The organism is Microbacterium sp. ABR10 (assembly GCF_057812175.1).
The window spans coordinates 788033-808466 of record NZ_CM173821.1 but is presented as its reverse complement, the minus strand read 5'-3'; the positions used below and the strand labels follow the sequence as shown (position 1 = coordinate 808466).

The following is a 20434-nucleotide window of genomic DNA, read 5'->3' as shown; positions in this document are numbered from 1 at the left end:
GTCACCGCACGTCTCGCCGCAGGAACGACCACGCGCCCGCGGCGAGCGCGATGGCTACCCATGCGGTCGCCAGAGCGCACGCGAGCCCCTGTCCCGGTCCGACGGTCTCGCCGATGCCGAGCGCCGCGAGATCGAGGCCGGCGCCGCGGAGCATCGTGGGTAGCGGCATCCAGGCCGAGATGTCCGGCCACAGGGAAGCCGCCATCAACGCGGCGCTGATCGAGAACGGTGCCATGAAAAGCGCCGGCAGATGCGCCTGGACGACGAGCCCGACGCCGAGTCCCCAGACCGCGGCGGCCGCGCCCACGGCGAGGATCGCCAGGACATCGCCGAGATCCACGCCGGCGAGACCGAAAGTCGGCACCAGCGCGAGACGCCCGCCGAGCACCGCCGCGGCAGCGACCGTCGCTCCGCCCAGCGCCGCGAACGGCACCCGACCGACGAGCGCCCAGGGGCGCGACTGCAGCGTCGCCCGCTGCGCGACGACCCCGGAGCGACGGTCCACCGTGTACCGGAACGAGCCGTAGATCGCGGCCATGACAGCGGCATAGACGCCGATCACCGCCGACAGCGGCCCGACCACCAGCATCTTCACGTCCTCGGGCGCCCCGGCGACGTCAGGGGGGATGCTCGCGGCGATGGACGCGGAGAGCACGAACGTGGCCGCACCGATCCCGCCGAGGGTCAGGTCGGCCCCGAAGCTCCGCCCCTGAGCGGCGAGAGCGCGACCCACGCGCCGCGGCAGGGAGGGAGCGGCCACCACGGGAGCGGCCGTCACGCGAACCGCCGCCGTCCGACGATCCACGCACCCGTCGTCAGGGCGAGAGCCCAGGCGAGGGCCACGGCCAGACCACCGCCCGGCGAGAGCAGCACGGGATGGTTCTGCGGCGACGCCAGTGCAGCGAGCGACAGCCCCGGCAGGAAGCGGGCCATGTCGGGTGCGGTGCCGAGCAGAGCGAGCTCGAGGGCGATCGGACCTGCCAGTACCAGGGCGGCCGCGGCGTAGTAGTTGCCCACGATCCAGCCGACCGCGGCGCCGAAGACGGACCCCAGCGCCGTCGCGGGAAGCGCGCCGAGCGCCGTCCGGAACACCGCCGGGGACGGAGCGAAAGCGAGCCCGTTCACGCTCAGCACCACGGCGACGACACCGCACCAGAGGAGGATCAGGCCGGCGGCGAGGACCAGTCCGACGACCATCGCCGCGAGGACCTTGCCGACGAATGCGCGCGCGAACCCGACCTGGACGACCGTCCGGCCCATCGATCCGTAATAGAACTCGCGGGTCACGCCGAACGCCCCCGCGAACGCCGCCACCACGAAGGTCCACGCGACCGGGGCGAAGAGCAGACCCGCGGCGGTCTCGGCATCCAGGCCCGTCATCCGCCCGAGGGTGTCGTCGCTGGTGAGGACGATGACGGGGACGAACCCCGCCAGCAGCAGGACCGCGAGGGTGTTGAACCCGCTGCGCGCGCGCAGGATCTCGGCACGCATCGCCCCGATCACGCGCGGCTCCCCTCGACGAGGTCGAAGTAGCGATCCTCGAGGGAGTCCCCGGGGCCGCGCACCAGGTCGTCGAGCGCGCCGGAATACAGCACCCGGCGCTGGAGGATGACGACTTCGTCGACGGTGTGCTCGAGTTCGGCGAGCTGATGGCTCGATACGAGCACCGATCCCCCGGCCTGCGCGAAGGACCGGAGGTAGCGACGCAACCACCGGATGCCGTCCGGGTCGAGGCCGTTGGAGGGTTCGTCGAGCACGAGCGTGCGGGGCGAGCCGATGAGCGCGGCCGCGAGCCCGAGCCTCTGCACCATGCCCGTCGAGAAGGACTTCACTCGCCGCCGGGCGTCGCCGGCGAGCCCGACCTCGTCGAGCACCTCGTCGACACGCCGGCGGGGGGCACCGACAGCGAGGCGTGCGATATCGAGGTGTCGTCGCGCCGTGATGCCGGGCTCGAAGCCGAATCCGTCCATCTGCACACCGATGTGGGCCGACGGCTGCACGAGACGGCGGAACGGCAGGCCGTCGACGAGTGACTCGCCGTCGGTCGGGGCGGACAGACCGACGACGGTGCGCAGCGTCGTGGACTTCCCCGCTCCGTTCGGGCCGAGCAGCCCCACGACGCTGCCGCGACGCACGGCGAACGAAACGTCTTCGACGGCCGTGCGGGAACCGTATCTCTTGGTGAGGTGGCGCACCTCGATAGCGGGGTCGATCATCGTCGGGTCTCTTTCGTATCGGTGTCCGGCGGGCTCAGGAACGAGAGGAGGACAGACGCCGGCTCGACGACGTGGGTCGTCCACGCCGCCTCGAGCACGGAACGGGAGCCGAGGCGGAGGCTCGCGCGGCCGGCGACGGGCAGTTCGGAGCTCTCGGCGACATCAACGGCGCCGATCACGACGGCGTCCACGTCGACTCCGGTCACCTCGAGGGGCGAGAACGCCGAGAGGGGCACGGCCCGGGGGTGCGGCGCCGTCGCCCACGCGGTCCCGGCCGCGACGTGCGCGGAGAGGATCCCGCTCGTCGACAGGTCGACCGGGCTGCCGTCGGCCACGGGGAGCGACGCGGGCGAATCATCCGTCGACACGAGGAGCACCCGGTCGTCGGCCACGACGAAGCCGGTCGTGCGGACGTCGTCGACCGGGACGGAGGCCGCCGCGCCGAAGGCGGCGGCCGTCAGGAACGCCGCCAGCAGGACGAATCGGAGGCGTCCTGTGCCCCGCCGCCAACACGCCACCAGCCATCGCGCGACGCGTACGCCGACGGCGACCACGACGAACGATTGAAGGGCGAGGACGAGGAACGCGCCCACCGGCCCCGTGCCGGCGAGGGCGCGCACCGCCCGTTCGACGGCGAACCCCACGATGACGGTGGGTACGAGGGCGCTCAGCACCCCGAAGGGCACGCTCCATCGACGCGGAAACGACCGCGGTCCCGCCGGGCCGCCGAAGAGGACGCGACGGAGGGCGTCCGCGGCGTCGCTCATCGTGCGGGCGCGCAGACGGGGCTCGTCCAGCGCGCTCATGAGCGCCAGGTAGCCGTCGAAGCGGACGAACGGGACCAGGTTGACCACGACCACCGTGACGCACGTGCACGCCACGACGAGCAGCGCCCGGCGCAGGTCGGAGTCGGGAACGGCGAGCGCCCCCAGGGCCGCGGCCCCGCCGAGGACGGCGTGGACCGCCGGACCCGCCAGGGCCACCACGACGCGGGAGGCGCGCGAGGGAAGGCGCCACGCGTCGGTGACGTCGACGAAGAACGCCGGGCCGAGGTACAACAGCATCACCCCGGCGCGACGCGGCTGCGCACCCGCGTGAGAGAGCGTCAGGCCGTGCGCGGCCTCGTGGGCCAGGGTTGCGGCGATCATCACCGCCGCGACGAGGCCCAGGTCGGCCAGCGGGAGCGGAGAGGTGAGCGCGCGGGCGGCCGTCTCGGCCTGCCACACCAGAGCGACGCCACCCAGGACGACGATCGCCGCGAGCGGCCACACCAGCCACCGACGCAGGAGCGGCCGCAGCAGCCGATGCAGACGATCGAAGAGGAGAGGGGCGCGCAGCGTCGCGAGCTGGATCGTCAGCGGCGGCCGATAGGTCACGCGCCCGGCGGGGCGCCTCGGTGAGCCCTCGAGCAGACCGGCCCGGCGGAAACGCTCCACGAGTGCGGCGAACGCTTCCGGCTCCTGGTCGGGGGCGAAGCGCCGGCGCAGGTCGTCGACGGCGGCAGTGCCGTCCATCGCACTCAGGGTCGCCGCGACGGTCGAGGACGCCCGCGACACCGGCACGCCGTCGATGCTGACGAGCCAGTGCCCGCCGTTGGCCGCGGGCTCGATGCGAACGGTGTCGGCGAGCCGCGGCGGTACCGCGGCGTGCGGTGCACGGGCGGGCGGGCGGAGCGCATCACGCGACATCGGCGCCTCCGTCGTCGGCGCGGGTGTGCAGCAGCACCATGCCCTCACCCGGCACGGCCCCGTTCGTGCGCACCGGGATCGTCGCGGGCGGGGCGAACCCGGCGTCCCGCAGTTCGGCGGTCACCGTCGCCGCGTCGAGGAGCTGCAGCCGTGTGGTCAACACGCGCACGGGACCCGGCGACGTGGGCAGCGGGAACGGCATCCAATTCACGATGCGCGTGGCGCCGCCCGCCTCGACCTGCTGGGATTGCAGGTAGTCCGTGTGTCCGTGTGCCGTCTCGACGGCGATCTCCCGATCGGAGGAAACGCGTAGCTGGGCGACCGCGCCAGACCCCGCGACCGAGAGCAGCAGGCTCCCGGTAGGAGCGAGGTGCCGACGGACGGCACCGTAAAGGCGTCGACGGTCCGCGCCGCCGAGCAGCGTAATGGAGGTCGCGCCGAGCACGATGAGATCGAAGGCTCGCTCGAGATCGAACGCGCACATGTCGGCGACGACGAACGTGCACGGCGACTGCGGCGGGACGGCGTCGCGAAGTCGCGCGAGCATGTCGGGCGAGAGGTCGAGGGCGGTGACACGCGCGCCGGAACGCAGCAGCGGGACGGTGAGCCGGCCGGTCCCGGCGGCGAGGTCGAGCACCTCGGGACCGCTGCGGCGCGCGACGGCGAGCACCTCGAGGATCTCGGATCGGTCCGGCCCGACGAGGTCGTCGTAGAACCGTGCGCCGTCACCGGCGTACACGTCGCTCGGGTCGGCGACGCATCCGGCTTCCGCCAGGCGGTGGCGCACGGAGTCGGTGAGCGGTGCGGTCATGGCTCCTCCTGGAGGTGTGGTGGTGGACCGTCGAGGGGGACACGCCGGCGGCGTCTCCCCCTCGATGGCGTTCAGGTCGCGATGGCGACCGTCGCGGCGGCGATGGCGATGAGGTAGCTGGCGTGCTCCCACCACTCCATCGGCGCGTCGAGGGCGTCGAGTTCCTCGAAGCCCAGAGCGAGATCGTTCGGCATGTGTCACCTCCTCAGTGCGGCAGAGGAAGGGATGCCACGGTCGCGGCATCCGTCGAGAGTCCTCAGGTGGCGGACAGGGCGATGAGCCCGAGGGCCACCCCGTAGCTGAAGCCGCGGAACCAATCCCATCCGTCGTCAGGGGCGTCCATCGAGTCGAGCTCGACGAACTCCAGGGTGGAAGTCATGTGCATGTCACCTCCTTGATGGTCACGGGGTCGATCGGTTCGCCCTCACGTGGCGATGGCGATGCCGATACCGACGACGGCGAGTCCGCCCAGGACGCCCTGATAGAAGCTCTCCCAGCTCGGGGTCTCCAGGGCGTCGAGCTCCTCGAACTGCAGCTGCGGCGAAAGAGCGAGAGACGTCATGTGTGGTCACCTCCTCTCGATCTCATCGGGATGGTCTCCGGGGCGAGTCGTGACGCGTCGGCGCGTGCGGAGGTCGGAGCCCACCGGGCCCCCTCGAGCACCGAGCGCACGTCGGACGCCGTGATCCCGGGCAGAGCGGGTGTCCGCCCGCCCCACCACCGCTCCACGCGGACCGCCATCGACGTCAGGGCGTCCGGGTCGGGTCGGGTCGCGAGAGGGAGCGCCCATCGCGCGACCAGAGCATCGATGCCCGCCGAGGGAGCGATCGGGAGCCGCGTCCCGCGAACCACCTCGCGCCAGAAGGCCTCCAACGGCCGCGGCGATCCCCAGCGGGAGTCGCCATCCTCGATGCATCGCCACACGCCGGCGACGATCGACGCCGTCGCGCGCATCTTCGTCGTGCGGGCGACGAAGGACACCTCATTGGCGAGGTACCAGTGACGGGGGCTGAAGGACACGCGTCCGCGTAAGGCCGCCGTGCGCTGCGTGGCTGCGCTCCAGCGCGCGATCATCAGCCGCGCCGCGGGCGACAAGGACCCGTCGCCGAGCCCGACGAGGGCGCGGCCGATCGCGACGGCGTGTGCGTGCGCCCGGGGGTGCGCACGTTCCGCCGTACTGGCACCGGCCAGACGCAGGATCGCTTCGAGGCATCCGGTCCGGGCCTGCACGCCCGGGAGCGTGATGTAGTGATCGGCGTCCAGGACGGCGTAGCGCGGGCGAAGCCCCTCGCCGACGATCAGTCGCTGCCCGTGATCCGTCCGGACGATCGCGACGGAGTTCGTCTCGGCGGACGTGCCGAGGGTGGTGGGGACGGCGATGACGTCGACCGCCGCGACGTCGGGGGGCGGGAGCGGCACGACCGCGACACGCGCCGACCGATCGAGCGCCCACGTCAGCGTGCGGGGCGACGCGACGCCGACCGCGGCGACCGCCGCCGTGTCGATCGTCGTGCCCCCTCCCACCGCGACGACCGTCTCGACCCGGGCGTCCCGGAGTCGCGCGGCGACGGCATCGACGGCCGAGGCGTCGACGCGGGCGGTGTCGAGGGCGACGACGACCGCGGGATGCGCGACGACGTCGGCCAGATGCGCGAGCCGCGCGTCGACCACGACAGCCGTCCGACGCCCCGCCGTCGCCGCCGCGCACACCGAACGGGCGACGGAGAACCCGGCGACGAGCGTCGATCGTCGCCGGTGCACGATCGCACTCACGACCACCGCTCCGTCATCCGGGCGATGCCCACCCGGATGGCCGCGTCGAGTTCCGCGAAATCGGCGTCGGTGTAACCGTAGGCGGGGAGGAGCTGGATGCCGTCGGCCCCCGGATGCACGATCGCCCCGGCCGTGTGGATCGCGTCCACCAGCTCGGCGACGCGCGCAGGGGGCAGGCGGGGCTCGACGGGGTCTGCGAGCGCCAGGCCGAGGAAGGCACCGCGACCCCGGACCTCGACGGCGAGACCGTCGCGGACGAGGCCGTCGGCGAGTGCCCGGACGCCTGCGCTCACACGCGCGACGGCATCCCGCGTCCCGCGTCCGCGGAACTCCTCCGCGACGGCGCTCACCGCAGCGGCGCACGTCGGAGTCCCGGCCTGGGTCTCGCCGTGCACGAACACGGCACCGCGGTCGGCGAACTCCGCCGCGACACGCGCACCGACGAGTACGGCCGCGGCTCCGACCGCTCCGTTGGTGAGGGCCTTGGACAGCACCAGCAGGTCAGGCGAGCGCGACCACTCCTCCGAGGCGAAGAGCGGCCCGGTGCGACCGAATCCCGTCGCGACCTCGTCCGCGACGAGCAGGAAGCCGTGCTCGTCGCGGAGGTCGAGAACCGTCTCGACGAACGCTGTCGGAAGCGGGTGAGCGCCGGTGCCGAGCACCGGCTCGACGACGACGGCGGCTACGCGGGGCCCTTCGCGTCGCAGGAGCGCTCCGAGATCCTCACCCCCGTCGCGATACTCGACGTGACGCACCGCGCGGCGGTCGAGTGCGTACGCGCCCTGGCCGAGCGCGTCGCCGCTCAGCGCGTGGCTGCCGTACATCGTGCCGTGGTAGCTGCCGCGCAGACCGACGACGAGCGTGCGCGCACCCTCGCCGCGCTCCCCCTGGTACTGCCGCACGAGCTTCATCACCGCGTCGTTGGCCGCGCCGCCCGAGGTGGAGAAGATCACGCGGCGATACGACTCGCGACCCGCCAGGTCGAGCAGGGCGTCCGCAGCCTCGAGCGCGGGGCCGTGGACGGCGCGGAACAGCGTGAGATACGACGCGTCCTGCAGGGCTTTCGCGACCGCGTCGGCGACACCCTCGTGGCCGTAGCCGAGCGGCACGTTCCACAGGCCGCTCGTCGCGCACAGGCGCTCCGACCCGTCGGCATAGCGGATGCGGTGGCCGCGCGCCGAGATCGCGATCCGATCGGCGCCGAAGGTCGCGTCGGCGCGCACCAGGGCCGGCCAGACGGGGCTCACGCGCCTCCTCCGAGAACCACCGTCGCCGAGGGACCGGCGCCCGATGCCCCCGGCCCGGGAACCGGCGACGCCGAGACCGCGCGCGCGGAGCGGGCGGGCTGGGATGCCAGGGGCACGCCGGCACGGACTCCGAGACGCCCCGCGGCCTCGGCGCACAACTGCGCGGCGGTCGTCTCGGGGATCCGCTCCATCCGCGCGAGACGCTCCGTGGCACGGTTCGGATCGCTGGAGGTCTGCAGGGTCGCCACGACCCTGGCCGTCAGGTCGGAGAGGCGCTGCCGGCGACGCGTGCGCAGGTCGGCGAGGAGCACGCCGCCCGCCGTCTCCACGAGGAAGGCGTCGTCGGGTCCCGGCTGCGCGTCACCCTCCGACGCCGCGTCCGCCGACCAGCCGAACCCGTCGATCCGCCCCTCGCCGGGTCGGATCCCGAGCACGCCCCAGACCTGTGCGGCACGCAGGTAACGCGCGAGCCACGACCGGGAGCCGAGTCCGTCGACGACGACGGTCTCGGCGACGACTCCCGTCAGCGCCGTCCACCGCGGGCGGGAGGCCCACAGGTCGTCGACGGCGGTGTCGACGGCTCCCAGTCGCTCGCCCTGGGCGCCCGCGGTGATGCGGCCATCGGCGTGGACGTGAAGCGCTTTCGGCGGGGCGACGTCGAACGGCGCGTCGACCGTCCCGGCATCGGCGAGCCGCAGTCTCGGGTCGACGAGCGGACCGGCGAAGACTCCCGCGTCTCGGGCGAGATCGGCGTCGTCGAGGAAAGCACGCCATCCGTCGAGGTCGAAGAAGCGCATGGCGGTCGGACCCACGAGCTCGACGTAGGCCGCCGACGCGTAGTGCTGCAGCTCGATCGCGTGACCGGCGACGTGGAGCATGTCGCCGATGTCGTCGAACGCACCCCGGTAGCCGATGACCCGCGCCGCCGTCTCCACCGGGAGGGCGTCGGGGACGAGAAGGACGTCGTCCGCGCCGAGCGTGACCGCGACCCGGCCGGCGGATGCGCCCGGAGCGCAGAACACCGCACGCCGGAACGACCGGGGCCGCCCCGTGATCCATTCCACGACGACGCGGGCGTCGCGCTCGTCGACGGTTCCTCCGGCCACCGGACACCTCCCCTCGCCGCAGCTCCGCGCTCGTCCGGAGTGCGGAGGTCCCCGTTGAGACCGGGGACTGAGAAGGAATGTATACATGCCTTGCTTGCCGCGCGAGGGGGGAGAGTTCCGATTCACCCGGTGGTCCAGAGGCGATCACCTCACCAGACGGACGGGCCGATCGACGGCGAGCGAGCGCGGCGACATCACGGCCGGGAACGCCACGCCGTCACGGTCAAGGAACGTCAGGACACACGCCCAGCGACGACAGGACGTCACCGTCAGGGAACGTCAGGACATCACGCCCAGCGACGACAGGATGTCACGGTCGGGAGATGACGCGACAGCGGGGCCCGCGACAACTCGACAGCACAGGAGGGGGATGCCAAGGCCGGAGGACCGTGGCATCCCTCTTCCGTCGGTCAGACGAGCGACTCCCGCCAGGCGGCGTGCAGCTGCGCGAACTTGCCCGTGCCCGCGATGAGGGCGGCGGGGGTGTCGTCCTCGATGATGCGGCCGTGCTCCATGACGAGCACCCGGTCGGCGATCGCCACCGTCGACAGCCGGTGGGCGATGATGATCGCCGTGCGGTCGGCGAGAAGGGTCTGCAGCGCGTCCTGGATCTGGCGTTCGCTGGGGATGTCGAGTGACGCCGTCGCCTCGTCGAGGATCAGCACCGCAGGGTCGGCGAGGAACGCCCGCGCGAACGAGATGAGCTGGCGCTGACCCGCCGACACACGTCCGCCGCGCTTGTTCACGTCGGTGTCGTAACCGTCGGGCAGCTTCTGGATGAACCCGTCGGCGCCCACGGCACGAGCGGCCGCGCGGATCTCGTCCATCGAGGCCTCGGGCTTGCCGAGGGCGATGTTGTCGGCGACGGTCCCGCTGAACAGGTAGGCCTCCTGCGTGACCATGACGATCGCGCGGCGCAGATCCTTCGGGTGCAGCCGGCGCAGGTCGACGTCGTCGAGCGTCACTGCTCCGCGGGTGGGGTCGTAGAACCGCGACACGAGCTTCGCCAGGGTCGACTTGCCGGCGCCGGTCGTGCCCACGAGCGCGATCGTCTGCCCGGCGGGGATGTCGAGGGAGAAGTGCGGAAGGATGACGCGATCGTCGGAGTACCCGAAGGTGACCTCGTCGAAGCGCACGTGTCCCTTCGCCGTCCACAGGTCTACCGGGTCGCTCGGGTCGGGAACCGTCGGCCGCTCCTCGAGCACGCCCGACACCTTCTCGAGCGCCGCGGTGGCCGACTGGTACGAGTTCAGGAAGAACGCCACCTCCTGTAGCGGCGAGAAGAAGTTGCGCACGTACAGCACGGCGGCCGTCAGCACGCCGATCTCGAGCGGACCCGCGATCACCCGGCCGCCGCCCCACAGCAGCACCACCGCCACCGAGACGGCGGCGACGGCCATGATGCCCGGCTCGAACGTTCCGAACAGCTTGATCGAGCGCATGTTGACGTCGCGGTAGTCGCCGGCGAGCTTGCCGAACTCCTCGTCGTTGCGCGGCTCCTTGCGGAACGCCTTGACGGCGCGGATGCCGGTCATGGTCTCGACGAACTTCACGATGACCTGGGCGCTGATGACGCGCGACTCGCGGTAGATGACCTGCGAGCGCGTGTAGAACCACCGCATGAGCAGGTACATCGGCAGGCCCATGACTGTCAGGATCAGGCCCGACTGCCAGTCGATGAGGAACAAGGCGACCAGCGTGAACAGGCCGTACAGCACGCCCGACACCAGCTCGTTGAGACCGCCGTCGAGGAGCTCGCGGATGGTGTCGAGGTCGCTGGTCTGGCGAGAGATGATGCGCCCCGAGGTGTAGGACTCGTGGAACTCCAGGCTCAAGCGCTGGGTGTGCAGGAAGATGCGCTTGCGGAGGTCGAGCATGACGGCCTGCGTCAGGCGCGCGGCCACGACGACGTACCAGCCGATGAGCACCGCCCCGCCGATTCCCGCGAGCAGGTACACCCCGACGACGCCGATGGTCGGCATCCAGTCGCTGCGCTCGATCACGGCGGGCAGGGCGTTGTCGATGCCGAAGGCGATCAGCGCCGGGCCTGCGACGCGCAGAGCCGTCGACACGACCAGCACCGCGGCGGCGAGCACGAGCTGCCTGCGCAGGGGCGACACGAGCGAGCCGAGCAGGCGGAGAGAGCGCTGACGGATGGCGCGGCTCTCGTCACGCGTGTAGTCGGAGCGGTCTTCGCCGCTGGTTCCGGAGACGGTCGCGGTGGTCATCGGGTCGCCTCCTTCTCGGTCCGGGCGTCGTCGTCGGCGGTGATCACCGGGATCGCCCCCGTGCGCGCCTCGCGCTCGGCCTCCTCGAGGCTCGAGATGACGTAGCGGTAGTGGTCGCTCTCGCGGAGCAGGTCGGAGTGGGTGCCCACGGCGGTGACGCGTCCGTCCTCGAGGAGGGCCACGCGATCGGCGAGGGTGACGGTCGAGGGGCGGTGCGCGACGACCAGGGCGGTCGTCTCGCTCAGTACCTCGCGCAGCGCATCTTCGACGAGCGCCTCGGTGTCGACGTCGAGCGCCGACAGCGGGTCGTCGAGCACGAGCACGGCGGGACGCGCGGCGACGGCTCGCGCGAGCGCGAGACGCTGACGCTGACCCCCGGAGAGGCTGAGCCCCTCCTCGCCGATGACCGTGTCGAGACCGTCGGGCAGGTCGTAGACGAAGTGCGCCTGAGCGACCTGGAGCGCTTCGCGGAGGATCTCCTCGGCACGTTCGGAGCCGGGCGTGAGCTCTTCACGGCCGAGCAGGACGTTGTCGCGCACCGACTGCGAGAACAGCGTGGCGTCTTCGAAGGCCATGCCGACGTGGCGGCGCAGTTCGGCGAGCGTGAGGTCGCGCACATCGACGCCGTCGATCAGCACACGACCGCCGGTGACGTCGTAGAGGCGACCGGGAAGTGTCGTGAGCGTCGTCTTGCCGGAGCCGGTGAGCCCCACGAGCGCCATCGTCTCGCCCGGACGCAGCACGAGGTCGACGCCGTCGAGCAGGTCGCGCTCGGTGGTGTCGGCATCCTGATACCGGAAGTGGGCGTTCTCGAACGTGAGTTCTCCTCGCGGCTCCGTAATCGTGCGCGGGGTCTCGGGGTCGACGATGGTGTTCTGCTCGTCGAACACCTCGAAGATGCGATCGGTCGCCGTGCGCGCGTCGAGCAGGAACGAGAACAGGAAGCCGATGGACTCCATGGGCCAACGCAGCACGGTGGCCATGGCGAAGAAGGCTACGAGCTCGGCCACCTGAAGCTGTCCGAGCTGGGTCAGCACGATGCCCGCGCCCAGGCACACCGCGAAGGCGATGTCGGGCAGCAGCACGAGCCAGAACCAGATCCAGCCGACGGCACGGGCCTTGTCGATCTCGGTCTCGCGCAGCGACTCCGCTTGTCGGGTGAACTTCTGGAGGGCGTGCTTGCCGCGGCCGAAGGCCTTGAGCACGCGGATGCCGTGGACGCTCTCCTCCACCGAGGTGGCGAGGTCGCCGGCCTGGTCCTGGCTCTGGCGGGTCAGTGCGCCGTAACGCTTCTCGAAGCGGAAGCCGACGTAGATCACCGGGGCGGAGGTCACCAAGAACAGCGCGCCCAGCAACCAGTGCCAGCGGAACAGCAGAACGGCGCCGATGCCGATGGTCAGCATGTTGACCACGAGCAGGATGACGCCGAAGGCCAACCAACGGCGCAGCATGCTGATGTCCTGCATCATGCGCGAGAGCAGCTGACCCGACTGCCACCGGTCGTGGAACGCGACAGGGAGACTCTGCAGGCGCGAGTAGAACGACTGACGCAGGTCGTACTCCACCTTGGTGGCGGGCGCGAGCACGAACCAGCGGCGAAGCCACACCATCGCGGCTTCGGCGAGACCGAGGCCGAGCACGGCGAGCGAGCCCCAGACGAGGGCGCCCGGATCGAGCGAGGCGATCGGGCCGGCGACGATCTGCTCGAGCACCAGCGGGATGGCCAGCGCGAGCAGGCTCGCGACGAGGGCGGTGGCGGCACCCGCGATGAGGCGCGGAAGCACCGGCCGGGCGATGGGCAGCAACCGCGCGAGGGCACGCGGCGTGGAGAGACGGGGAGGAGGCGTTGAGGTGGTCATGATCCTCGTGGGGTCGAAGCGGGCGCCGGGATCGGGCGCGGACAGGAAGTCGGGGGCGCGACGAGGATCGTCGGCCGGGCGGAGCGGCGGCGCCGGAGCGCAGACGTGGCCCTAGGAGCGTCGGGCGAGGCGCACAGCGACGGAGGAGGCGACTGCCGGGGCGACGGGGGCGTCGATCGGTTCCATGGCATCCTCCTTGGTCGAATGAAGCTCCCGCGGGGGGACGGCAGCCCTCCAGATTATCTCCGCGAGGCCGCCAGGGGCAAGGGTGTATTGCCGCACCCGGGTTGAGCCGCGGTCACACGCGGCTTCAGGCAGCGGCGCCTCGCATCCGCGACCGGTTCATCCCCGCGACCTCTCGCTTCCGCCACCGGGGTCAGACGGAGGTGCCTCGCATCCGCAAACGGGTCGCCCCCCGCGACCAGTTCCATCTGCAAACGGGTCAGTCCGCGACCTCCCGCGTGAGGAGCGCCCGCTTCACGTCGGTGCCCCAGGCGAAGCCTCCCATCGTGCCGTCGCCGCGCAGCACGCGGTGGCAGGGGACGAAGAGCGCGACCGCGTTGCGGGCGCAGATGGATGCCGCGGCCCGCACCGCCGCGGGCGATCCGAGCGCCGCGGCGAAGCCCGTGTAGGTGAGCGGGTCGCCGGGGGTGATGCGCCGCAGGGCCTCCCAGCCCGCGAGCTGCAGGGTGGTGCCCCACTGCGCGACGGCGACGCCGTCGATGGCCGCGAGGTCGCCCGCGTAGTAGGCACGGACGGCCTCGGCTGCCGGCGTCTCACCGGCGACGACGGTGGCGGGGCGGCGATCCGGTCGGAGGCGTGCCGCCACCGCGTCGGGGTCGTTGGTCCAGCCGGACACGATCACTCGATCGTCTTCGTCGGCCAGGATCGCGAAGGGGCCGTCGGGCGTCTCGACGAACTGCAGGGTCGCGGTGGTCATGAGGGGATCTCGCTCTCGGGTCGGGGAGGGGAAGCCGTGGTTGCGGCGGCAGCGGGCAGGTCGATCGCCACGTCGTTCACCACGACATCTGTCGGCACGGTCCGCGACGATCGACGCGGTCGGGAGACGACGGCGGCGGCCACATCGGTCGGCGCGGTCCGCGACGACCGACGCGGTCGCGAGACGACGGCGGCGGCCGCGGTCTCGGCCGGCGATCGCCACGCCTGGGTGACGGGGGCGGCATACCAGTAGTGCGCCATCGCGTAACTGCGCCAGGGAGCGAGGCGCTCGGACCAGGCGGTGAACCCGGCCGGGTCGGAGGGCACCCCCAGGGCGGCCGCCCCGGCTCGGGCGGCGACGTCGCCCGGGAGGAGGACGTCGGGGTCGCCCAGGACCCTCATGCGCACGTAGTCGGCCGTCCACGGGCCGATCCCCCGCATCGCGAGGAGGCGCTGTCGCTGCTCGACGCCGTCGTCGCCCGGTCCGAGGGTGAGCGTTCCGTCGGCGAGCGCCGCGGCCGTCTCGACGATCGCCCTCATTCGGGCGGCGGGGCCACGCAGGACCTCGTGACCTCGTTCGGCGATCACCGCCGGGTCGGGGAAGAGCGACAGCGGCTCCGGTCCGATGGTGACGGGCTCGCCGAGTTCGGCGGTGAGACGCCCCTGCATCGTGCGGGCCGAGGCGACACTGATCTGCTGACCGATCATGGCGCGCAGAAGCATCTCGTCGGCGTCGATCGCCCCGGGCACGCGCACCCCCGGGATAGCCGCGACCGCGGATGCCAGCTCGGGATGCCGGGACAAGGCCTCGTCGACCGCGAGCGGGTCGGCGTCGAGGTCGAACAGCCGACGGACGCGGGCGATGAGGGTGCCGAGATCGGCCAGGGCGCTCAGCCGCGCACGCAGGCGGAGCCGACCGTCGTCGGCCAGGCGCACCTCGAACCACGCCGGCCCGCCGGGAAGGCGCACGACGCGAGCGAACGACCGGTCGTCGCCCACCTCGGCGCCCGGGACGGCGTGGGCGCGCATCCATCCGAACAGGCCGATCGTGTCGATCGGTCCGCGCACCGGCAGGGCGAGATCGATCTCGCCCGCCGCAGCCCCCGCGGCGTCGGCGCCGTTGCCCGCCGGTCGGCGCGCCCGCAGCTCGCGCGGCGGCATGCCGAACACCTCGCCGATCGTCTCGGTGAACTGCCGGATGCTCGAGAAACCGGCGGAGAAGGCGATGTCGGCCGACGACATATCGGTGCCCACGAGCAGGGCGCGCGCGGTGTGAGCCCGGTGGGCACGGGCGAGGGCCAGGGGCCCGGCGCCCAGCTCGGTTGCGAGCAGCCGCGTGAGGTGCCGCGAGGAGTAGCCGAGTCGTCGCTCGAGACCGGGCACGCCCTCGCGATCGACCACGCCGTCGGCGATGAGACGCATCGCCCGCGCCACCACGTCTCCCCGCACGTCCCACAGGGGCGAGCCGGGTGCGGCCTCGGGAAGGCATCTCTTGCAGGCGCGGTAGCCGGCCTCGTGCGCGGCGGCGGAGGTGGCGAAGAACGTGACGTTCTCTTCTTTGGGCGTGCGGGCGGGGCAACTGGGACGGCAATAGATGCGCGTGGAGCGCACCGCCGTGACGAACTGCCCGTCGAAGCGGCGATCGCGCGACTGGATGGCGCGATAGCGCTCGGGGAAGCCCGGTGCGTCGACGGTGGTGGGGGTCATGGCATCCACTCTGCCACCGACCCCCGACATCGATCGGCGGAAATCGGACACGGCCGTTCCGGCGGGATCACGCCGGCGTACGGTGAGGGGCCCCGACCGGCGGCCGCCACGGGAGGAGATTCAGCGATCGGAGGATCGCCCCGCGCCCCGGCATCCTCCCTCGGCCCGATCCCCTCCTCTCCCCCACGCGTCCCCGCCTCCGCGCGCCACACACGGCGGCGCACCAACGCCCCATACCCGCACGACACGGCGGCCGGGCCCGATGGAACCGGCCGCCTTCGCGTTCGCGCTCAGTCCTGGGCGATCGCGAAGCCGCCCGCGGTTCGGTGCGATCCCCGGATCCAGGCGCGACCGTCGGTCCGGGGCGGCATCCCCTGTTCGGGGGGCGATTCAAAGTTCGCGGCGTGATCCCTCGTTCGAGGCGCGCATTCTCTGCCCCCGACGGCCTTACGCGCCCCGAAGCTGTTGGTCGCGTGGGGTGTCACCGCCGCCGCCGCAACCCCCGCACGATGTCGGAGGGCGTCGGTAGCGTGAGCGGCATGAGCGAACGCGAATACGACCTCATCGTCATCGGCGCCGGCCCCGTCGGCGAGAACGTGGCCGACTACGCCACACGGGCCGGGCTCACCACTGTCATCGTCGAGTCCGAGCTCGTCGGCGGTGAGTGCTCGTACTGGGCGTGCATGCCGTCCAAGGCTCTGCTGCGCAGTGCCGCCGCCCTGCGCGCTGCGCGGGATGTCGATGGAGCGAAGCAGGCCGTCACCGGCGATCTCGACGTCGAGGCCGTCCTGCGGCGCCGCGACACGATGACCAGCAACTACGACGACTCCGGCCAGGTCGAGTGGCTCCAGGGTGCGGGTATCGACCTCGTGCGCGGCCTCGGCACCCTCACCGGCGAGAAGACCGTGCGCGTCACGGCCGCCGACGGCAGCGTCACCGACCTCGTCGCCCGGCACGCCGTGGCCGTGTGCACGGGCTCCGCCGCTCTGCTGCCCGACATCCCGGGCCTCGTCGACGTCTCCCCCTGGACGAGCCGCGAGGCCACTGCGGTCGAACAGATCCCCGGCTCGCTCGCCATCATCGGCGGCGGCGTTGTGGGAGCCGAGATGGCGACGGCGTTCGAGAGTCTCGGATCGCGCGTCACGATCATCGCGCGCTCGGGCCTGCTCGGGGGCAACGAGCCGTTCGCGGGCGAACTCGTGGCCACCTCACTGCGCGACCGCGGCGTCACCGTCAAGACGGGGGCCGACACCACCGCCGCCCGCCGCGACGACGACGGCCGCGTGGTCCTCGAACTCTCCGACGGCACCACCGTCACCGCCGACGAGGTTCTCGTCGCGGTGGGTCGCACGCCCCGCACGCAAGATCTCGGACTGGATGCCGTGGGCCTCGAAGCCGGCTCCTGGCTCGACGTCGACGACACACTGCTCGTGCGCGGCTTCGACTGGCTCTACGCGGTGGGCGACGTCAATCACCGCGCGCTGCTCACCCACCAGGGCAAGTACCAGGCCCGCGCAGCCGGCGAGGTGATCGCCGCCCGTGCGCAGGGTGCCGATGTCGACGATGCACCGTGGGGTGCGCACGTCGCCACCGCCGATCACGACGCGGTCCCCCAGGTCACGTTCACCGATCCCGAGGTGGCATCCGTCGGTCTCACCGCCGAGAAGGCGGACGAGAAGGGGCTGAACGCGAAGGTCCTCGACTACGACCTGGCGAGCATCGCCGGATCGAGCGAGCAGTCCGACGCGTACGTCGGCAAGGCTCGCGTGATCGTCGACCTCGATCGCGGTGTGCTCGTCGGAGCCACCTTCGTCGGCCCCGACATCGCGGAGCTGCTGCACTCCGCCACCATCGCAATCGTCGGAGAGGTGCCCGTCAAACGCCTCTGGCACGCCGTGCCGTCGTACCCCACGGTGAGCGAGGTCTGGCTGCGTCTGCTGGAGACGCTCGGTCGCGACTCCGCTTGACCGCGGCCGTGCGGCCCGGGCGGCGCGGAGCGGCGATACGTTGCGCCGCTGCGCTCACTCGCGGCGGCGCGCGCCCGGGGCGGCGGGGCGCGGCGCCGCTCGGAACGGCCCAGGCGACTCGCGGGAGCGCACAGCCGCGGCGGCGGCGTTCGGCTTGCGTGGAGAAACGCTCTGACGCGCGAGAAACGACTTCTCCCGGCGTTCCTCACTCGCCGAGGTCTTTCTCGTCGAGGCTCAGGGGCTCCGCGTGACGCGTTCTCCGGCGGGTCGTCCGCTCGGCGTAGGGTCGCAGCATGCCTCGCACCGTCGCCCTCATCCGCGGAGTCGGAGGTCCCACGGCGCTGAAGATGCCTGCGCTGCGTGAGGTTCTGGCATCCGCAGGTGTCGGCGAGGTCGAGACGCTGCAAGTGGCGGGCAACGTCGTGCTCGATGCCGCCGGGCGCGCCTCCGACGACATCGCGCAGGCGATCCGCGACGCCGTGCGCGGTGCGTTCGGCTTCGATCTGCCCGTCGTCGTGCGCACGCACGCACAGCTCGTCGACACCGTGATCCGGAACCCGTGGGCGGATGGCGCGGAGGGGCGGTGGGTGCAGACCGTCTTCCTCGACGGCCGACCGGCCTCAGTAGCCCTCGCGCTGCCCGACGGCATCCCCGAAGAGGCCGTTCTCGACGGCCGCGAGGTCTTCGTGCGGTATCCCGAAGGCATCGGCGGCTCGAAGCTGCAGGCCGGCTGGTTCGAGAAGCGGCTCGGTGTCGTCGGCACCGCCCGCAACGCCAACACGATCGCGAAGCTCATCGCGATGAGCGCCTGACGCGCTCTCTACTCCTCCCACACGCGCTCTACTCCTCCCACACGCGCTCTACTCCTCCACACGCGGCGCTCGCCCACCACGACGGCGCGCGTTCGAGGCGCCGCCCGGCCACCGCACACATCACCCGCCCCGGCGTCACCGCCTGCGACACCGCCGCCCATCTCCCAGCGCACAACGCCTCGAACTCCACACGCATAAACGCCATTCCTGCGCGTAAACACTCACTCAGCCTGTTTACGAGCACGAACCGCGTTTATGCGTCCACACCGCACGGCACCCGCCGCACCGCACCGCACCCGCCCGCACCGCACACGCCCGCACCCGACCCCACCGCACCCATCCGCACCCGACGCCACCGCACCCCCACCCCGCACACGCACCGCCGCCCCCGCGACCGAAGTCACGGGGGCGGCGTGGAGCGACGCGTCAGTGGAAGAAGTGGCGCTCGCCCGTGAAGAACATGGTCACGCCGGCCGCGCGCGCGGCGTCGATCACCTCGGCATCCCGCACCGACCCGCCGGGCTGGATGATCGCCGAGATCCCGGCGTCGATGAGCACCTGCGGACCGTCGGCGAAGGGGAAGAAGGCATCGGATGCCGCAATCGAGCCGGCTGCGCGATCGCCGGCGCGCTCGACGGCGAGGCGGCACGAGTCGACGCGGTTGACCTGGCCCATGCCGATGCCGACCGTGGCCGAGCCCTGGGCGAGCACGATGGCGTTCGACTTCACCGCGCGGCACGACTTCCAGGCGAAGATGAGGCTCTCCATGTCGGCATCGGCGGGACGATCGCCGGAGACGAGCTCCCAGTCCTTCGCGACGGATTCGATGTCGTCGGGGAACCGGTCGGCGTCCTGCAGCAGCAGGCCGCCCGACACCAGGCGCACGTCCATGCGCTCCTGCTGCCAGTCGACGGGCAGGCGCAGCACGCGAAGATTCTTCTTCAACTTGAACACCTCGAGCGCCTCGGGCTCGAAGTCGGGCGCGATGATGACCTCGGTGAAGATGTCGCGAAGGTTCTCGGCCATCTTCAACGTCACCGTGCGGTTGGCGGCGATGACGCCACCGAAAGCCGACACCGGGTCGCACTCGTGGGCGCGCAAGTGCGCCGAGGCGATCGGGTCGAGCGCGTTGGGAGCGGCGACGGCGATACCGCAGGGGTTCGCGTGCTTGATGATCGCCACCGCGGGCTTGACCATGTCGAAGGCGGCGCGGAGGGCGGCATCGGCGTCGACGTAGTTGTTGTACGACATCTCCTTGCCCTGCAGCTGCGCTGCTTGGGCGATGCCGTGGCCGCCGACGCGCGAGTAGATCGCGGCACGCTGGTGCGAGTTCTCGCCGTAGCGCAGCGTCGACAGGCGCTCGGCCTGGATGGTGAGGTGAGCGGGCAGGTCGATGTCGTCGCCGAGCGTGCCCTCGGCGAACCACGTCGACACGGCGGTGTCGTAGGCGGCGGTGTGCGAGAAGGCGCGGGCGGCCAGCTCGCGCCGCTGCACGAGGTTGGTGCCGCCCTGCGTCTGCAGGGCGTCGATGATCGCCGGGTACGACTCGGGCGAGACGACGATGGCGACGTTGGCGTGGTTCTTCGCCGACGCGCGCACCATTGCGGGGCCGCCGATGTCGATCTGCTCCACGACGTCGTCGCCCTCGGCACCGGATGCCACGGTCTCCACGAACGGGTACAGGTTCACCACGACGAGCTCGAAGGGACGGATGCCGAGCTCGTCGAGCTGCGCCTCGTGCGAGGCCAGCCGCAGGTCGGCGAGGAGGCCCGCGTGCACGTTCGGGTGCAGCGTCTTCACGCGTCCGTCGAGCGATTCGGGGAAGCCGGTCACGGCCGAGACGTCGCTGACGTCGTAGCCGGCGTCGCGCAGCAGCGTGGCCGAGCCGCCGGTCGAGACGATCTCGACACCGGCGGCGGCGAGCGCTTCACCAAGCTGCAGGAGACCGGTCTTGTCGCTCACCGACACCAGCGCGCGGCGGATCGGGACGACGTCGCGGGGACGGTAGTCGGCGGGGTCGTGGCGGGGTCCGGCCATGGCTTTCGGCTCCTGTGTCTCGAGTCGGATTCGTATGCGCGACG

The 20434-nt window shown here is 71.9% G+C and carries 18 protein-coding genes; 2 read left to right on the top strand and 16 right to left on the bottom strand.

Annotated features, from left to right (window positions below; all coding sequences use genetic code 11):
* Position 1: 1 nt before the first annotated feature.
* The 15 genes from ACXKZF_RS03690 to ACXKZF_RS03620 form a co-directional block, all read right to left on the bottom strand.
* On the bottom strand, positions 2-778 hold the full coding sequence (locus tag ACXKZF_RS03690) for a hypothetical protein (RefSeq protein WP_488985418.1): 777 nt from the start codon (positions 776-778) through the stop codon (positions 2-4).
* Positions 775-1503 (bottom strand): ABC transporter permease, encoded by a 729-nt coding sequence (locus ACXKZF_RS03685; RefSeq protein WP_488985417.1) that lies wholly within the window; start codon positions 1501-1503, stop codon positions 775-777. Before ACXKZF_RS03685 ends, ACXKZF_RS03690 begins: the two co-directional genes overlap by 4 nt.
* On the bottom strand, positions 1500-2216 hold the full coding sequence (locus ACXKZF_RS03680; RefSeq protein ID WP_055958775.1) for an ABC transporter ATP-binding protein: 717 nt from the start codon (positions 2214-2216) through the stop codon (positions 1500-1502). Before ACXKZF_RS03680 ends, ACXKZF_RS03685 begins: the two co-directional genes overlap by 4 nt.
* Entirely contained in the window at positions 2213-3904 is a 1692-nt protein-coding gene (gene mpaP / locus ACXKZF_RS03675; RefSeq protein ID WP_488985416.1) for a daptide biosynthesis intramembrane metalloprotease, read from the bottom strand. Before mpaP ends, ACXKZF_RS03680 begins: the two co-directional genes overlap by 4 nt.
* Positions 3894-4715 (bottom strand): daptide-type RiPP biosynthesis methyltransferase, encoded by an 822-nt coding sequence (mpaM, locus tag ACXKZF_RS03670; RefSeq protein ID WP_055958782.1) that lies wholly within the window; start codon positions 4713-4715, stop codon positions 3894-3896. Before mpaM ends, mpaP begins: the two co-directional genes overlap by 11 nt.
* Positions 4716-4786: 71 nt before the next feature.
* Positions 4787-4909 carry an MpaA3 family daptide-type RiPP gene (gene mpaA3, locus ACXKZF_RS03665; RefSeq protein ID WP_268774744.1) on the bottom strand — a complete coding sequence of 41 codons (123 nt, stop codon included), beginning with the start codon at positions 4907-4909 and terminating at the stop codon, positions 4787-4789.
* A 62-nt stretch (positions 4910-4971) separates the two neighbouring features.
* Positions 4972-5094: an MpaA2 family daptide-type RiPP gene (gene mpaA2 / locus ACXKZF_RS03660; RefSeq protein WP_268774746.1), complete on the bottom strand. Its 123-nt coding sequence runs from the start codon at positions 5092-5094 to the stop codon at positions 4972-4974.
* A gap of 45 nt (positions 5095-5139) precedes the next feature.
* On the bottom strand, positions 5140-5277 hold the full coding sequence (mpaA1, locus tag ACXKZF_RS03655) for an MpaA1 family daptide-type RiPP (RefSeq protein WP_200936136.1): 138 nt from the start codon (positions 5275-5277) through the stop codon (positions 5140-5142).
* Entirely contained in the window at positions 5274-6488 is a 1215-nt protein-coding gene (locus tag ACXKZF_RS03650) for an iron-containing alcohol dehydrogenase (protein ID WP_243222843.1), read from the bottom strand. The genes mpaA1 and ACXKZF_RS03650 overlap by 4 nt, the downstream gene beginning before the upstream one ends.
* Entirely contained in the window at positions 6485-7735 is a 1251-nt protein-coding gene (gene mpaD, locus ACXKZF_RS03645) for a daptide-type RiPP biosynthesis aminotransferase (protein ID WP_488985415.1), read from the bottom strand. The genes ACXKZF_RS03650 and mpaD overlap by 4 nt, the downstream gene beginning before the upstream one ends.
* Positions 7732-8841 (bottom strand): daptide biosynthesis RiPP recognition protein, encoded by a 1110-nt coding sequence (mpaB, locus tag ACXKZF_RS03640; RefSeq protein ID WP_243222841.1) that lies wholly within the window; start codon positions 8839-8841, stop codon positions 7732-7734. The genes mpaD and mpaB overlap by 4 nt, the downstream gene beginning before the upstream one ends.
* 410 nt (positions 8842-9251) lie before the next feature.
* Positions 9252-11069 carry an ABC transporter ATP-binding protein gene (locus ACXKZF_RS03635; protein ID WP_488985414.1) on the bottom strand — a complete coding sequence of 606 codons (1818 nt, stop codon included), beginning with the start codon at positions 11067-11069 and terminating at the stop codon, positions 9252-9254.
* Positions 11066-12928 (bottom strand): ABC transporter ATP-binding protein, encoded by a 1863-nt coding sequence (locus ACXKZF_RS03630; RefSeq protein ID WP_488985413.1) that lies wholly within the window; start codon positions 12926-12928, stop codon positions 11066-11068. Before ACXKZF_RS03630 ends, ACXKZF_RS03635 begins: the two co-directional genes overlap by 4 nt.
* A 442-nt stretch (positions 12929-13370) precedes the next feature.
* Positions 13371-13868: a methylated-DNA--[protein]-cysteine S-methyltransferase gene (locus ACXKZF_RS03625; RefSeq protein WP_488985412.1), complete on the bottom strand. Its 498-nt coding sequence runs from the start codon at positions 13866-13868 to the stop codon at positions 13371-13373.
* Positions 13865-15574: an AlkA N-terminal domain-containing protein gene (locus ACXKZF_RS03620; protein ID WP_488985411.1), complete on the bottom strand. Its 1710-nt coding sequence runs from the start codon at positions 15572-15574 to the stop codon at positions 13865-13867. The genes ACXKZF_RS03625 and ACXKZF_RS03620 overlap by 4 nt, the downstream gene beginning before the upstream one ends.
* Positions 15575-16113: 539 nt before the next feature.
* Between ACXKZF_RS03620 and ACXKZF_RS03615 the strand changes: the two genes are divergently transcribed.
* A complete protein-coding gene (locus ACXKZF_RS03615) occupies positions 16114-17541 on the top strand; it encodes a dihydrolipoyl dehydrogenase family protein (protein ID WP_488985410.1) in 1428 nt (475 codons plus the stop codon).
* A 293-nt stretch (positions 17542-17834) separates the two neighbouring features.
* Positions 17835-18353, top strand: a complete 519-nt coding sequence (locus ACXKZF_RS03610) for a DUF1697 domain-containing protein (RefSeq protein ID WP_488985409.1) — start codon at positions 17835-17837, stop codon at positions 18351-18353.
* Between the two features lie 426 nt (positions 18354-18779).
* On the opposite strand, the gene purH is transcribed toward ACXKZF_RS03610, so the two are convergent.
* Positions 18780-20390, bottom strand: coding sequence for a bifunctional phosphoribosylaminoimidazolecarboxamide formyltransferase/IMP cyclohydrolase (gene purH, locus ACXKZF_RS03605; protein ID WP_488985408.1), 1611 nt, complete (start codon positions 20388-20390; stop codon positions 18780-18782).
* Positions 20391-20434 lie beyond the last annotated feature (44 nt).

Coding starts and splice junctions, on each gene's coding strand:
- mpaP (WP_488985416.1), bottom strand. CDS start 3,904: ATGTCGCGTGATGCGCTCCGCCCGCCCGCCCGTGCACCGCACGCCGCG.
- mpaA1 (WP_200936136.1), bottom strand. CDS start 5,277: ATGACGTCTCTCGCTCTTTCGCCGCAGCTGCAGTTCGAGGAGCTCGAC.
- mpaM (WP_055958782.1), bottom strand. CDS start 4,715: ATGACCGCACCGCTCACCGACTCCGTGCGCCACCGCCTGGCGGAAGCC.
- ACXKZF_RS03615 (WP_488985410.1), top strand. CDS start 16,114: ATGAGCGAACGCGAATACGACCTCATCGTCATCGGCGCCGGCCCCGTC.
- purH (WP_488985408.1), bottom strand. CDS start 20,390: ATGGCCGGACCCCGCCACGACCCCGCCGACTACCGTCCCCGCGACGTC.
- ACXKZF_RS03620 (WP_488985411.1), bottom strand. CDS start 15,574: ATGACCCCCACCACCGTCGACGCACCGGGCTTCCCCGAGCGCTATCGC.
- ACXKZF_RS03680 (WP_055958775.1), bottom strand. CDS start 2,216: ATGATCGACCCCGCTATCGAGGTGCGCCACCTCACCAAGAGATACGGT.
- ACXKZF_RS03635 (WP_488985414.1), bottom strand. CDS start 11,069: ATGACCACCGCGACCGTCTCCGGAACCAGCGGCGAAGACCGCTCCGAC.
- mpaA2 (WP_268774746.1), bottom strand. CDS start 5,094: ATGACTTCCACCCTGGAGTTCGTCGAGCTCGACTCGATGGACGCCCCT.
- mpaA3 (WP_268774744.1), bottom strand. CDS start 4,909: ATGCCGAACGATCTCGCTCTGGGCTTCGAGGAACTCGACGCCCTCGAC.
- ACXKZF_RS03630 (WP_488985413.1), bottom strand. CDS start 12,928: ATGACCACCTCAACGCCTCCTCCCCGTCTCTCCACGCCGCGTGCCCTC.
- ACXKZF_RS03625 (WP_488985412.1), bottom strand. CDS start 13,868: ATGACCACCGCGACCCTGCAGTTCGTCGAGACGCCCGACGGCCCCTTC.
- ACXKZF_RS03610 (WP_488985409.1), top strand. CDS start 17,835: ATGCCTCGCACCGTCGCCCTCATCCGCGGAGTCGGAGGTCCCACGGCG.